Source organism: Salinispora sp. CH2A1_6 (genome assembly GCF_056820975.1).
In genome coordinates this window covers 382,108-394,978 of the sequence record NZ_JBXEDG010000001.1, presented here as the reverse complement: position 1 = coordinate 394,978, position 12,871 = coordinate 382,108, and the positions used below count along the sequence as shown (strand labels likewise).

Genomic DNA, 12,871 nt, shown 5'->3' with positions numbered 1-12,871 from the left:
GGTGTCAGTCGACGACGACCGGGACGATCGCCTCGTTGACGCCCCGGCTGGCGGTGATGACGAGGTCGCCGTTGCCGTGCCGGGACAGCGCACGCAGTCGCCACGTGCCCGGCGCCGCGAAGAAGCGGAACTGCCCGGCCGGCGAGGTGACCACCTCTGCGGTGAACTCGTCGGTGGAGTCGAGCAGGCGGACGTACGCACCGGTCACCGGCTCACCCGCAGCATCACGGACAACACCGGTGATGACGGTCTCCTTCTCCAGGTCGAGGCTGGCCGGCAGCGGGGCGGCCTGATCCGGGGCGGCGCAACCGGCCGCGGTCGAAGCAGTCACGACGTTCACTCCTTCCCCGGCTCGTCGCCGAGCGCCACCGGCACACCGACCAGTGAGCCGTACTCGGTCCAGGAGCCGTCGTAGTTCTTCACGTTCTGGTGGCCGAGCAGCTCCTGGAGCACGAACCAGGTGTGCGAGGAGCGCTCACCGATCCGGCAGTAGGCGATGGTCTCCCGGCTGTCGTCCAGCCCGGCCGCGGCGTAGATCTCGCGTAGCTCCTGGTCGGACTTGAAGGTGCCGTCCTCATTGGCCGCCTTGGACCACGGCACGCTGATCGCGGTGGGCACGTGACCCGCGCGCTGCGCCTGCTCCTGCGGTAGGTGGGCGGGGGCGAGTAGGCGGCCCGCGTACTCGTCCGGGCTGCGCACGTCGACCAGGTTCTTCGTACCGATGGCGGCGACCACCTCGTCGCGGAACGCCCGGATGGTGTGGTCCGGCTCCTGCGCCACGTACCGCGTCGCCGGACGGGACACCACCTCGGTGGTCAGCGGGCGGGCGTCCAGCTCCCACTTCTTGCGACCGCCGTCGAGCAGCCGGACCTCACGGTGGCCGTAGAGCGCGAAGTACCAGTACGCGTACGCGGCGAACCAGTTGTTGTTGCCGCCATAGAGGACGACGGTGTCGTCGTTGGCGATGCCCCGCTCGGAGAGCAGCGCCGCGAACTGGTCCTTGTTCACAAAGTCCCGGCGGACCTGGTCCTGAAGGTCGGTCCTCCAGTCGAGCTTGATCGCGCCGGGCAGGTGGCCGGTGTCGTAGGCCGAGGTGTCCTCGTCAACCTCGACGAAGACGACACCCGGGGTTTCGAGGTTCTTCTCGGCCCAGTCGGCCGAGACGAGTGCGGTGTCACGACTCATCAGATCACTCCTGGTGAGGATGGATGGCGAGCCAGCGCGCGGGAAGTCAAGGTGTGTCAGTGGTCCACCACGCGCGGGACCCATGGCTCGGATCGGATCACGGGTTCGTGCGACGGCGCCGCTGGTTGGCGCAGGAGGGGGCACCAGTCAGGTGCGCAGACCCTGGGCGCTGGGAGGCCGCGTCAGGCGGCCGAGAACAGCCCCGCCGTCAACCGGACGGGGCAACACAGGCAGGTGGCCACACGGCACAGGTCGACCGCGCGCCGCTTGGTGAGGAACATCCCCATGGGCAGGGAGACTACCAGCGATGTTGCCGCCGGCCACGGCTCAACCACCATCCGGGACGGGTACTCGACTCAGCTGGCCGCGTGGATCGGCACCTCGGCCGCCTCCGCGGTGACCTGGAGCCCTTCGGGCAGTGGCCGGACCTCGCTGACGGTGAGGTCGAACGGGAGCACCGGCAGTGGCACGTCCACGGAGATGCCCTCGGCGAAGCTACTCAGGAGCGCCCGGACCAGCGACCCGTTCGGCACCCCCTCGGGGGTCAGGTCGGTGAACCGCAGCGACACCTGACCCTGGTCGACCGTGATGTCGGCGGTGCCGCTGACCGGCACCAGCTGCCCGAGGAGCTCCACCGGAGCGGTCACCACGAGTTGACCGTCCCGCTCCCCCAACTGCAGCCCCTCCCGGTCGAGCCGGGCGGCGATGCTGTCGTAGCTGATGGTGCCGGTGCCGGTGACGCTCCCGGCGATCACCCCGCCCCGTCCGGAGCGAAGGGTGTCCAGCGAGGCGGTCACGTCGTAGGCGTCGATGTCGAGGGTTGGCAGGGCCAGCACGTCGCCCTGGACTGATCCCCGGACCTCGTTGAGCCCGATGGAGATGCGCTCGTACCGGCCGTCGAGGACCTGGGTGACGAAGGGGAAGCCGCCGATCTCGACCTCGGGCGGCCCAGCCTGAACGCCTTCCTTGGCGAGTTCCTCGCGGACCTGGTCGGTCAGTGCGCGTTCGGCCACCCCCGCCGCCACCCGGTCGGCCACCACCAACAGCCCGACCAGGACCAGAAGCAGGACCAGGAGCACGACGAGGATCCGCCGCCCGCGCTGCCGCCGGGGGCGTTCGTCCTGGTACGGGCGCTCCTCGGTCGTCATAGCTCCTCCTGGCACCACTGTCGCTCCTGTCGCCGCCGTCACTCCGGTCACCGCTCGCTCTCCTGGCACGGCCGTCGTCCTCCCGGCACCGCCGTCGTCCCCCTGGCGCCGCCGTTGCTGCGGCGAGGTTACCCGGGCAATGGCGCTCCGACCGCTCAGAGAACCAGCTTGCACAGGACGTATGCGGCCGGCGCGGCGAGGGCGAGGCCGGTGAGCGGACCTTGGATGTGCTGGATCGCCCACCCGGGTGTCGGCTCGCCGGCCATTTCCCGACCCGCCTCCGCGAACCCGACGGCGAGGTCGGCCAGGACGGCGACGACCGCCGCGACCAGTCCCATGATCGCGGCCCGGGTCGGGGTGAACGGGGTGACGAGGTAGCTGCCCAGGAGCGCACTGACCATGGTGCCGATCATGGCGCCGCCGACCACACCCGCCGCGCCCCGCGGCACCTGGGGGGCCAACCGGGGCCAGGCGACGAACGCGTCGGTGATCCGGGCTACGGCGAGCGCGACTCCGGCCGCGGCCAGGCAGACGGTGATGACCTGGGTGCCCATCGGGATCCGGGTAAGCACGATCATGGTGGGGAAGGCGACAGCCCCGGCGACGATGAGCACGGTGCCGCGCACCGATTCGAGGACCTGCGCCCGGTCCACCCGCCGGACGAACTGCCCCACGACCGCAACAACCAGGCCGACCAGCAGGACCTGCACCAGCGGCATCAGCCGGGCCGGATCACTGCGGACGGCGACGGTGTCGGCGGCGATCGCGGCGACGGCACCCACCCCGGCCACCGTCATCAGCGCCGGTGGGCGAAACGCCATCGTCCAGGTCAGCACCGAGAGCGCCTGGACACCGAAGATGACGGCGGTGAAAGGTAGCCGGTGGCCGGGGCCGCTGGTCTGCGCCGCCAGCACCAGCCCCATCGCGAGCAGCGCCGCGAAGCCGGCGACGGCCAGCGCGAGTGTTCGGCGCACCTCGACCGGCGGGGCTTCCTCCACGTCCTGGTCATGGCCGTCGCCGGGGTCACCCGCGGGCCGACGGCCTGACTCCCCGTCCCGCCGGGCTCGGCGTGGGCCACCGCGGTCCGACCGCCCATCGTCGCCCCCGGCCCGCGGTGCGGGCGGACCGCTGGACGGCTGTTCGGGCCAGGGCTCACGGCTGGTCTCGGGCCTGCTGGAGGGAAGCACCCACCGATCGTGCCAGACCGCATGGCACTGCGGGCGGCATGGTTTCGGTGACGTTAAAACCTACCCCCCAGTCATGGGCGTAACAGACAAAACGGATTTGCGTTGCAGGTTGACGCAGGGCGATCGGTTAGGCTCAACCTGTTTACCCGCCCGTCAGTGACGCCGGGACCACGCAATACCCCAGCGCCCTCAGTGCGGAGCGTGCGCTGGTCACGCGCGGCCACCGCGCCGCCGGGACGGAGGTGATCGTGGAGATCCTGCTTCTGGTGACGGCACGCGCAGGTGAACCATCCGCTGTGCTGCCAGCGCTCGACTTACTACCCCACTCGGTCCGCACCGCCCCACGCGACGTACGCACGCTGGTCGCCGGCCCCAGCCCGGACGTGGTCGTGATCGACGCCCGCTCCGAGCTGAGCGAGGCCCGGGACACCTGCCGGATGCTGCACGCCACCGGGCTTAACGCACCCCTGCTCGCGGTCGTCACCGAAGCCGGGCTGATCGCACTCAACGCCGACTGGGGCGTTGACGATGTAATCCTCGCCTCAGCCGGCCCCGCTGAGGTCGAGGCCCGGTTACGCTTAGTAATCGGCCGATTGACGGACGCGACCGCGGGGGCCGACAGTTCGATCCGGGCCGGCGAGTTGACCATCGATCCGGACACCTACGCCGCGAAGCTGAAGGGCCGCCCCCTCGACCTGACATACAAGGAGTTCGAACTGCTCAAGTTCCTGGCGCAGCATCCGGGGCGGGTCTTCACCCGGGACCAGCTACTGCGCGAGGTGTGGGGCTACGACTACTTCGGCGGGACCCGCACCGTGGACGTGCACGTCCGACGGCTGCGCGCCAAGCTCGGCTCCGAATACGAGTCGATGATCGGCACCGTCCGCCAGGTCGGCTACAAGTTCGTTGTTCCGCCCGCCCGGGCGCTACCGGAGTCGGAGCCCACCCCGATCTCCGTCTGATCCGCTATTAATTATTTGCCCGATTATTACCCATAATCGGGACTATTCTCATGTTCTAGGACCGCTTACCGGTAAGTACGGGGGTACATACGGTGCAGACGAAAGGCGGCGATCCCACCCGGATGGGCGGGTTGAGGCAACTCAACCCCGCCACCCGCTCCCTCGCCATCGCGGCCGCTGTCGTGATCGCGCTGCTCGGCTCCGCGTTCGCGATCGGGCGCGGCATCGCGCCGACCGGGGACCCGATCACCAGCAACGCCACCACGCCACACTCACCCGACCAGCCCGCGCCGTCGGGGGCACCAACACCCGACGGCAGCACCACGACACCGCGGGAGCGCGACGGTGACAGCGCCCCAGACCCGACCCCGAGCAGCGACTATTACGACGAAGGAACCCGGCGCACCACCGAAACCTCGGCCGTGGCCCTGACCTTCGACGACGGACCAGACCCCCAGTACACCCCACAGGTCCTCAGGTCCCTGCGGACGTACGGGGTCACCGCCACCTTCTGCGTGACCGGCGAGAACGCCAGCGCCTACCCGGAGCTGGTCCAAGCGATCGTGGCCGACGGGCACACCCTGTGCAACCACACCTGGAACCACGACATCGCCCTCGGCTCCCGCTCGCCGGACGAGATCCGGGCAGACCTGACCCGGACCAGCAACGCGATCCACACCGCCGTCCCCGGGGCCCCCATCGCGTACTACCGCCAGCCCGGCGGCGCCTGGACCTACTCGGTCGTGTCCACCGCCGAGGAGCTGGGAATGACCCCGCTGCACTGGACGATCGACCCGCGGGACTGGGAGAGCCCCGGAGCCGATCCCATCACGACGACCGTGCTCGACGGCGTCGAACCCGGCTCGATCGTGCTGCTGCACGATGCGGGTGGGCCCCGGCAGGACACCGTGGACGCCCTCAACCAGATCCTGCCCGAGCTCACCGCCCGGTTCCTGGTAACCGCGCTGCCACCCGGCATCACCTGACCGGCGCCCGGGCTACCGTGACCGGATGAACAGCACCGAACCCGCCAGCGACCGGGTGTCCCGGACCGACCGGCTCAGCCCAACGGAGATCACCGATGTGTTGGCACTCGCCCGAGCCGCGGGGGATGCCGACGGCGCGGACCCCTTCGACGAGCACACCCTGCTCCGGCTCCGCGACCCGCACGCACCGACCTGCCACCTCACCGCCCGCACCGCTGACGGCACCCTGACCGGGTACGCGCACCTGGACACCACCGACCCCGCCGCCGGCACCGGGGTGGAATTGGCGGTCCACCCCGCGTACCGCCGTCGGGGAACCGGACGGGCCCTGGCCCGCGGCGTACGCGCGGCCGTCACCGGGCCACTCCGCGCCTGGGCGCACGGCGACCACCCCTCCGCCGCGGCGCTCGCCGTGGACCTGGACTACCGGCGCGCCCGGGTGCTCTGGCAGCTCCGCCGGCCCCTCACCGCCCCGATCCCACAGCCACCCCTACCCGATGGGGTGACGCTGCGCGCGTACCGACCCGGAGCCGACGACGACGCCTGGCTGGCACTCAACGCCAAGGCCTTCGCCGACCACCCGGAACAAGGCCGCTGGAGCACCGCCGACCTGCGGGCCCGCCGCGACGAGCCGTGGTTCGACGCGGCGGGTTTCCTCCTCGCCGTTGACCCGGCGGGACGGCTGCTCGGCTTCCACTGGACCAAGGTCCACGAACGGCCCGGCTCCGCCCGCATCGGGGAGGTGTACGTGGTGGGTGTTGACCCGACCGCCCACGGTGGTGGACTCGGCAAAGCACTCACCGCGGCTGGCCTGGTGTACCTCCGGGACCAGCGGGGCCTGGACCGGGTGATGCTCTACGTGGACGAGTCCAACACCGCGGCAGTGGCGCTCTACGAGCGACTTGGCTTCGCCCGCTGGTCGGCGCACGTCAACTACCAGTTGGGCTGATGCTCAGGTGGGGTGAAACGGTAGCCAAGCCCCCGCACCGTGATGATGAGCGGCTGCCGCTCCCCCTCCGCCTCCAGTCGCTTGCGAAGCCGCTTGATGTGCACCGTGAGGGTGTTCGAGCTCTCCCCGGTCGAACCGCCCCACACCGCCGACAGCAGCTGCTCCCGGCTGACCGTCCGGTCCGCGTGCGTCATGAAGAAGTACAGAAGCCGGAACTCCTTCAACGGCAGCGACATCGGCCGACCGTGGAGCGTCACCTCGTAGGTGGCCGGTTCCATCCGGAGACCGCCCAGCTCAATCGGGGGATCCAGGCTGCCGGCGGTCTCCGGCCGGATCCCCCGCAGGATCGGCACCACCTCGTCCATCCGGTACGGCCGTCGGACGCAGGCAGTGGCACCCGCCCGAAGCGCCCCGACGACCACTGACCCGTCGTCATCTCCCACCCCGACCAGGGTGGGGATGCCGGCCTGCCCGACCAACAGCCGGACCAACTCGGTGCTGGCCATGGTGGTGAGCCCAGCCGACACGACCGCCGCGTCCGGTTGCAGGGCGCCAGCGGCCAGCAGCGCCTCGGCGGCGTGCGGGAAGTATCGCCCATGCACCCGGAGAGTGGATAACTCCGTCACCAACTCTGGGCCGGCAACCTTGTCGTCATCCACCACAAACAGTAGAAAGCGCCCCTCCGCTCGGTAGCCACCCCTGGTGTTCTCGACGACGTTATTCATCGACACCGGCCGCGGGCTCAGCCGAAGCGGCCGGTGATGTAGTCTTCCGTGCGCTTGTCCGCTGGGTTGGTGAAGAGCTTGCCTGTCTGGCTGAACTCGACCAGCCGACCGTGCCGCTCCTGCCGCTCGTCCACCTCGGCGGTGAAGAAGGCGGTGTAGTGGCTGACCCGGGCCGCCTGCTGCATGTTGTGGGTGACGATGACGATCGTGTAGTCATTCGACAGCTCCGACATCAGGTCCTCGATCTTCGCCGTGGCGATCGGGTCGAGCGCCGAGCAGGGCTCGTCCATGAGGATGATCTCGGGCCGGACGGCGATCGTCCGGGCGATGCAGAGCCGCTGCTGCTGACCGCCGGAGAGGGCCAGACCACTGGTCTTGAGCTTGTCCTTGACCTCGTCCCAGAGGGCGGCGTCGCGCAGCGCCTTCTCCACCAGGTCATCCATGCTGGAGACCTTCATGCCAGTGACCCGCGGCCCGTAGGCCACATTGTCGTAGATCGACTTGGGGAACGGGTTCGGCTTCTGGAAGACCATGCCGATGCGGCGCCGGACCTCGATCGGGTCAACGTCCTTGGCGTACAGGTCCTGGCCGTGGTACGTCACCGCCCCGGAGACGCGAGCTCCGGGGATGAGGTCGTTCATCCGGTTCAACGACCGCAGGATGGTCGACTTGCCACACCCAGACGGGCCGATCATCGCCGTGATCTGCTTCTCCTGAATCGGCATCGACGTGTCGCGTACGGCCTCGTAGGCGCCGTAGAAGACGCTGACTCCGGAGAGCTCCATCACCGGGTCCGCCGCGTCGGGCTTGGCGGTTCCGGTCGATTGGGCGCCAACGCCGGCAATGCTGACGCTGGGCCGGTTGGTGGTGTCGGTGGGGTTCACGGTGCTCACCTCGGGATGGGGTGGGTGGGACGGTGGAGCCGGTGATCCGTCATCGGACTACTCACCAGCGCTTCTCGAACCGGTTACGAACGAAAATCGCGATCGAGTTCATCGCGAGCACAATCGCCAGCAGCAGGACGATGGCACCGGCAGCGAGCTCCGTGTACTCCGACTGCGAGCGGGTGATGAAGGTGTAGATCTGGATCGGCAGCGCGGTGTACCCGCTGTCCAGCCCATCCGGGTTGAAGGTGATGAAGGTGACCGCACCGAGGACGATCAGCGGGGCGGCCTCCCCGATCGCACGGGACAGAGCCAGGATCGACCCGGTGGCGATCCCCGGAACCGCCGACGGCAGCACCTGCCGGGACACGGTCTGCCACTTGGTCGCACCGAGGGCGTAGGAGGCATGCCGGATCGACTGCGGCACCGCCCGGATGGCCTCCCGGGTGGCGATGATGACCACCGGCAGGACCAGCAGCGACAACACGATCGCCGCGGTGATGACCGTGAACCCAAGGCCGAGCGCCCGGGCGATGATCCCCAGGCCGAGAATACCGAAAATGATCGATGGCACGCCGGCGAGGTTCTGGATGTTGAGTTCCAGCAGCCGGTTGTACCAGCGAGTGTTGTCCGCGTACTCCTCCAGGTAGATCGCGGACAGGACGCCGATCGGCAGGCAGATCAACGCGACCAGCGAGATGATCCAAAGCGTGCCGACCAGCGCGGACTGCACGCCTGCGCTGTCCAGCCGACTCGCCAGACCGGTGGGCATCTCGGTCCACAGCCGGGAGTCCAGCCGGTTCCAGCCCTTGACGAGCACCCAGGCCAGCAGGGCGGCGAGTACGCCGAAGGCGATCAGCAGGCAGGCCTGCATCGCCAGCCGGAACGCGACCTCACCCGGCCGGCTACGGCGCTGGGTCAGCGCATTACCCGACGCGGACGAATCCGGTCGGGTCTCGGTGGTGGTGGGGGTGCTCACTCGTAGACCTCCCGGAAACGACGGACCATCCGGATCGACACCGCGTTCAGCGCGAAGGTGATGAGGAACAGCAGCGCACCGACGGCGAAGACCGAGTCGTAGTCGAGCGACCCGACCGGAATGTCGCCCGAGGAGATGTTGGCGATGAAGGCGGTCATGGTCGCCGCCCCCTCCAGCGGATTGAGGACGATCCGGTCAGAGGTGAGGCCACCCGCGATCGTAACGATCATGGTTTCTCCCACCGCACGGGAGATCCCCAGGACAACCGCGGCGACGATGCCGGACATCGCCGCCGGCACCACCACCCGGGTGGACACCTGCATCTTCGTGGAGGCCAGCGCGTACGCGCCCTCGCGCAGGCTGCGCGGAACGGCGGCCATCGAGTCCTCGGAGATGCTGGCGATGGTCGGCACGATCATGATGCCCATCGCGATACCCGCGATGAGCAGGTTCTGGAAGGCCGGTCCGTCGTCGGTCGGCCACCACTTCTGCAGCAGCGGGTTGAGTGCGAAGAGCGCGACGAAGCCGTACACGACCGTCGGCACACCAGCGAGCAGTTCGATGATCGGCTTGAGTACCTTGCGGGTACGCGGGTTGGCGTACTCCGAGAGGTAGATCGCCGAGCCCAGGCCGAGCGGAACGGCGATGGTCAGCGCGACGCCGGTGACCGTCAGCGTGGCGGCGACGAGGGGCAGGACACCGTAGGCCTTCTGCGCGAAGGTCGGCGTCCAGCTCGTGCCGGTGATGAACTCAATGACGCTGACCTGTTGGAAGAACCCAATCGTCGGCTGCACCAGCGCGATGACGATCCCGATCGTGGTGGCGACCGAGACCAACGCGGCAGCGACGAGCAGGACCTTGACGGTGCTGTCAACGGGGCGACGCCGGCCCCGCCGCAGGGCGCTGCCTGCGGCGGAACCGGCGTTCGAGGTACTGGTGGACACGTCAGGCCGCAGCCTTCAGGGCGTCGAACTCAGCCTGGAGGGTGCTCTTCTGCTCCTCGGTGAGCGGGACGTACTTCGCCTCCAGGACGATGTCGTCGATCTCCTCGATGTAGAAGTTGACGAAGTCCGCGACCTGCTCCTTCTTGACACCGGCGTCGCTGACGTAGATGAACAGCGGCCGGGAGAGCGGCTGGTAGGTGTTCTCCTGCGCGGTCTTCAGACTCGGCGCGACGCAGCCGGAGCCACCGTCGACCTTGAGCGCCTTGAGCTTGTCCGCGTTCTCCTCGAAGTAGGTGAAGCCGAAGTAGCCCAGGCCGCCCTTGGTGCCGGCGACGCCCTGCACCACGACGTTGTCGTTCTCCGACGCGGTGTAGTCGGTGCGGCTGGCACCCTCCTCACCATTGATCTCGTCGGTGAAGTAGTCGAAGGTGCCGGAGTCGGTGCCCGGGCCGAAGAGCTTCAGCGGCTCGTCCGGGAAGCTGGGGTCGACCTGGTTCCAGTTGGCGACCGTGGAGTTCGGCTCCCAGATCGCCTTGAGCTGGTCAACCGTGAGGCAGTCGGCCCAGTCGTTGTCCTTACTGACGACCACCGTGAGGGCGTCGTTGGCGACGACCAGCTCCTTGTACTGGATCCCGGCCGCCTCGCAGGCCTCGATCTCCGACTCCTTGATCGGACGGGAGGCGTCAGAGATGTCGGTCTCCCCCTTGCAGAACCGCTCGAAGCCGCCGCCGGTGCCGGAGGTGCCGACGGAGACGTTGACGCCGCTCTGGACCTCGCGGTAGAAGGTGGCCGCGGCCTCGCTCAGCGGAGCGACGGTGCTGGAGCCGTTGACCTTGACCTCACCCGAAAGCTTTTCGCCACCATCGGCGCCCTCGTTGTTGCTGCTGCAGCCGGTAAGCGCGAGCGCGGCGAGCGCGGTGCCGGCGAGGACGCGCCGCGAAAGCACGTTGCGGTTCACCAGAAAGCCTCTCTATCGGGGTGTGCCAGCCCGTCCGGGCCGTACGAGAAGTCAAGGTAGAAGGCCCAGGTAGCCGCGCGACCGGCGCTAAGTGAACGAAAAGTGAACTCCACGACGAAAATCGTGGCCATGAACATCAGCTTTGTGACTTTCCGGCCACCAGCTCCCCAGATGTCCTGATCGCAGCCCCGACCTCCGGGTTCCGTCGCGCGCCCGCCCGGGTCTGCGCGGCCGGCGTTGACGCGACCGGTCTAGAGCCGAATCGTGCCGGTGACCAGGTAGACAACCTGACGCGCCACGTTGACCGCATGGTCGGCGTACCGCTCGTAGTAGCGGCCGACCAGGGCGAGGTCGATGGCGCTCTCCACCCCGTACTGCCAGCTGGCCAACAGGAGCGACAGCAGGCGCGACTGGGCGGTGTCGACCTCGTCGTCGTCGAGCCCGATCTGCATGGCGGTCAGCGGATCGCGGGTGGCGAGCACGGTCGAGGCCTTCTCCGCGAGCCGTGCCGCCGCTTCGGCCATCTCCGTCACCACGGCTGCCGCCGGCGGAGGGACAACCATGACCGGATACCGCATCTGCACGACTTTGGCAATGTGGACAGCGAGGTCGCCCATCCGCTCGAGGTCGGCCGCGATCCGGATGGCGCAGAGCACCAGGCGCAGGTCCGAGGCGACCGGCTGCTGCCGGGCGAGCAGCTCCGGAACGGCCGCCTCAATGTCCCAGCGAAGCTGATCGAGGACCGCGTCGTTCCGAACGACCTGCTCGGCTGCTTCCCGGTCCACGTCCAGCAGCGCGGTACCCGCACCCCGGATCGCCCCCACGGCCTCCCGGCTCATCACCACCAAGGCGCCAGTCAACCGATCAAGCTGCTCGTCGTAGCCGCTCCGGACCATCGCGCCTCCACCTGCTCGCCTCGCGGCTCCGCCGTCGTCCCGAGGGCGGGTACGCCTTGGCGAACCACGAGTCAGCCACATCGCATAGACAGCAACCTACCGGCTGCGGCCCGAATCAGCCGAATCCAGCACCGGCGCTGGGACGGAAGCCTGACCGGCCGGTCAGCGCAGCAGAAACCGGGGCCCGGCGCCGGAGTCCTCCAGCCGAGGCATCACCGGACTCGCCGAATCGCGGTTCGCCGCGGCGGCGATGACACCGGCCAGGTCCTGGCAGGCTGCCACCTGCCCGAGGGTGACCAGGGTGGGCGGAAGCATGGTCAGCTCCCCGGCGGCGCAGGCGTCGGCCGGGGAGATCCAGAGTGTGCGGTCCGCCTCACCGGAGACATCCCGAGTACGCTGCCCCACCGGTAGCCGGGCGACGAAGAAGTACGTGTCGAACCGACGCGGCTCGAACTCGGGTGTGATCCACCGGCTCCATGGCAGCAGCAGATCCGAGCGGAGGGTAAGGCCTCGCTGGGCAAGCAGGTCAGCGAAGCCCACCTCCCGCCGTTCCAGGGCTACCCGGGCCGCCTCCCAGTCACCGCCGGCCACATCACCGACGACCGTGTCGGCGTCGGGGCCGGCGAGCAGGACCCCGGCCTCCTCGAACACCTCCCGCGCGGCGGCGCAGACGACCGCCTGCGCCGCCGCCGGAGCCAACCCCAACCGGGTTCCCCACTGATCCGGGGTCGGCCCGGCCCAGTCAACATGGGCCGTCGAATCCGATGGGTCCACGCCGCCACCAGGGAAGGCGTACACACCGCCGAAGGCCATCGCCGCGACCCGACGGATCAGGTACGCCTCGAAGCCGTCCCGGCCGGCGGACGGCGGGGCAGCGGACGAGGGGGCGGCGGGCCGGAGTAGCAGTACGGTGGCCGCCACCCGGGGTACCGCCGGGACGCCCCCCTGCTCGCGGAACCGGCGGGCGTGCTCCACCAGCGCCGATGGGGCAGGGAAACCATCGCCGTCGCTAGTCATGGAGCGAGCCTAGATCCCGACCGGCGGAACGCCCAGTGCCCCTGCCCGCAC

At 69.2% G+C, this 12,871-nt stretch carries 15 protein-coding genes; 3 read left to right on the top strand and 12 right to left on the bottom strand.

The features are described from left to right. Positions 1 to 4: 4 nt before the first annotated feature. The 5 genes from AC1UKG_RS01870 to AC1UKG_RS01850 all read right to left on the bottom strand — a co-directional run bounded on the left by AC1UKG_RS01870 (position 5) and on the right by AC1UKG_RS01850 (position 3,520). Positions 5 to 340, bottom strand: a complete 336-nt coding sequence (locus tag AC1UKG_RS01870; protein ID WP_018730290.1) for a DUF1416 domain-containing protein — start codon at positions 338 to 340, stop codon at positions 5 to 7. Further along, entirely contained in the window at positions 337 to 1,185 is an 849-nt protein-coding gene (locus tag AC1UKG_RS01865; protein WP_018730291.1) for a sulfurtransferase, read from the bottom strand. Before AC1UKG_RS01865 ends, AC1UKG_RS01870 begins: the two co-directional genes overlap by 4 nt. Positions 1,186 to 1,367: 182 nt before the next feature. Next, positions 1,368 to 1,523 carry an Ms5788A family Cys-rich leader peptide gene (locus AC1UKG_RS01860; protein WP_018744907.1) on the bottom strand — a complete coding sequence of 52 codons (156 nt, stop codon included), beginning with the start codon at positions 1,521 to 1,523 and terminating at the stop codon, positions 1,368 to 1,370. An 18-nt stretch (positions 1,524 to 1,541) separates the two neighbouring features. Continuing rightward, a complete protein-coding gene (locus AC1UKG_RS01855; RefSeq protein WP_482641951.1) occupies positions 1,542 to 2,333 on the bottom strand; it encodes an LmeA family phospholipid-binding protein in 792 nt (263 codons plus the stop codon). Between the two features lie 155 nt (positions 2,334 to 2,488). Beyond that, on the bottom strand, positions 2,489 to 3,520 hold the full coding sequence (locus AC1UKG_RS01850) for a hypothetical protein (RefSeq protein WP_475890352.1): 1,032 nt from the start codon (positions 3,518 to 3,520) through the stop codon (positions 2,489 to 2,491). Between the two features lie 242 nt (positions 3,521 to 3,762). On the opposite strand from AC1UKG_RS01850, the gene AC1UKG_RS01845 reads away from it, so the two are divergent. From AC1UKG_RS01845 to mshD, 3 genes are all read left to right on the top strand, one after another. Then, positions 3,763 to 4,482: a response regulator transcription factor gene (locus AC1UKG_RS01845; RefSeq protein WP_018744904.1), complete on the top strand. Its 720-nt coding sequence runs from the start codon at positions 3,763 to 3,765 to the stop codon at positions 4,480 to 4,482. Positions 4,483 to 4,604: 122 nt separating this feature from the next. Continuing rightward, complete coding sequence (locus tag AC1UKG_RS01840) at positions 4,605 to 5,468, top strand: polysaccharide deacetylase family protein (RefSeq protein WP_482641956.1); 864 nt, start codon at positions 4,605 to 4,607, stop codon at positions 5,466 to 5,468. Between the two features lie 25 nt (positions 5,469 to 5,493). Continuing rightward, entirely contained in the window at positions 5,494 to 6,417 is a 924-nt protein-coding gene (gene mshD / locus AC1UKG_RS01835) for a mycothiol synthase (protein ID WP_018814666.1), read from the top strand. On the opposite strand, the gene AC1UKG_RS01830 is transcribed toward mshD, so the two are convergent. The 7 genes from AC1UKG_RS01830 to AC1UKG_RS01800 form a co-directional block, all read right to left on the bottom strand. Then, complete coding sequence (locus AC1UKG_RS01830) at positions 6,402 to 7,142, bottom strand: response regulator transcription factor (protein ID WP_018814667.1); 741 nt, start codon at positions 7,140 to 7,142, stop codon at positions 6,402 to 6,404. The genes mshD and AC1UKG_RS01830 overlap by 16 nt on opposite strands. A 17-nt stretch (positions 7,143 to 7,159) precedes the next feature. Further along, the gene (gene pstB, locus AC1UKG_RS01825; RefSeq protein WP_026325403.1) at positions 7,160 to 8,026 is read right to left on the bottom strand and encodes a phosphate ABC transporter ATP-binding protein PstB; all 867 of its coding nucleotides are present in this window, start codon (positions 8,024 to 8,026) and stop codon (positions 7,160 to 7,162) included. 61 nt (positions 8,027 to 8,087) lie between these two features. Next, a complete protein-coding gene (gene pstA / locus AC1UKG_RS01820; RefSeq protein WP_018744899.1) occupies positions 8,088 to 9,005 on the bottom strand; it encodes a phosphate ABC transporter permease PstA in 918 nt (305 codons plus the stop codon). Then, complete coding sequence (gene pstC / locus AC1UKG_RS01815) at positions 9,002 to 9,949, bottom strand: phosphate ABC transporter permease subunit PstC (RefSeq protein WP_482641952.1); 948 nt, start codon at positions 9,947 to 9,949, stop codon at positions 9,002 to 9,004. The genes pstA and pstC overlap by 4 nt, the downstream gene beginning before the upstream one ends. A gap of 1 nt (position 9,950) precedes the next feature. Next, a complete protein-coding gene (locus tag AC1UKG_RS01810) occupies positions 9,951 to 10,907 on the bottom strand; it encodes a PstS family phosphate ABC transporter substrate-binding protein (RefSeq protein ID WP_018744898.1) in 957 nt (318 codons plus the stop codon). 251 nt (positions 10,908 to 11,158) lie between these two features. Further along, a complete protein-coding gene (gene phoU, locus AC1UKG_RS01805; RefSeq protein ID WP_018744896.1) occupies positions 11,159 to 11,803 on the bottom strand; it encodes a phosphate signaling complex protein PhoU in 645 nt (214 codons plus the stop codon). A 162-nt stretch (positions 11,804 to 11,965) separates the two neighbouring features. Beyond that, the gene (locus tag AC1UKG_RS01800) at positions 11,966 to 12,820 is read right to left on the bottom strand and encodes an NUDIX hydrolase (protein ID WP_482641953.1); all 855 of its coding nucleotides are present in this window, start codon (positions 12,818 to 12,820) and stop codon (positions 11,966 to 11,968) included. Positions 12,821 to 12,871: the final 51 nt, after the last annotated feature.

Coding starts and splice junctions, on each gene's coding strand:
- AC1UKG_RS01865 (WP_018730291.1), bottom strand. CDS start 1,185: ATGAGTCGTGACACCGCACTCGTCTCGGCCGACTGGGCCGAGAAGAAC.
- AC1UKG_RS01860 (WP_018744907.1), bottom strand. CDS start 1,523: ATGGTGGTTGAGCCGTGGCCGGCGGCAACATCGCTGGTAGTCTCCCTG.
- AC1UKG_RS01855 (WP_482641951.1), bottom strand. CDS start 2,333: ATGACGACCGAGGAGCGCCCGTACCAGGACGAACGCCCCCGGCGGCAG.
- AC1UKG_RS01840 (WP_482641956.1), top strand. CDS start 4,605: ATGGGCGGGTTGAGGCAACTCAACCCCGCCACCCGCTCCCTCGCCATC.
- mshD (WP_018814666.1), top strand. CDS start 5,494: ATGAACAGCACCGAACCCGCCAGCGACCGGGTGTCCCGGACCGACCGG.
- AC1UKG_RS01830 (WP_018814667.1), bottom strand. CDS start 7,142: ATGAATAACGTCGTCGAGAACACCAGGGGTGGCTACCGAGCGGAGGGG.
- phoU (WP_018744896.1), bottom strand. CDS start 11,803: ATGGTCCGGAGCGGCTACGACGAGCAGCTTGATCGGTTGACTGGCGCC.
- AC1UKG_RS01800 (WP_482641953.1), bottom strand. CDS start 12,820: ATGACTAGCGACGGCGATGGTTTCCCTGCCCCATCGGCGCTGGTGGAG.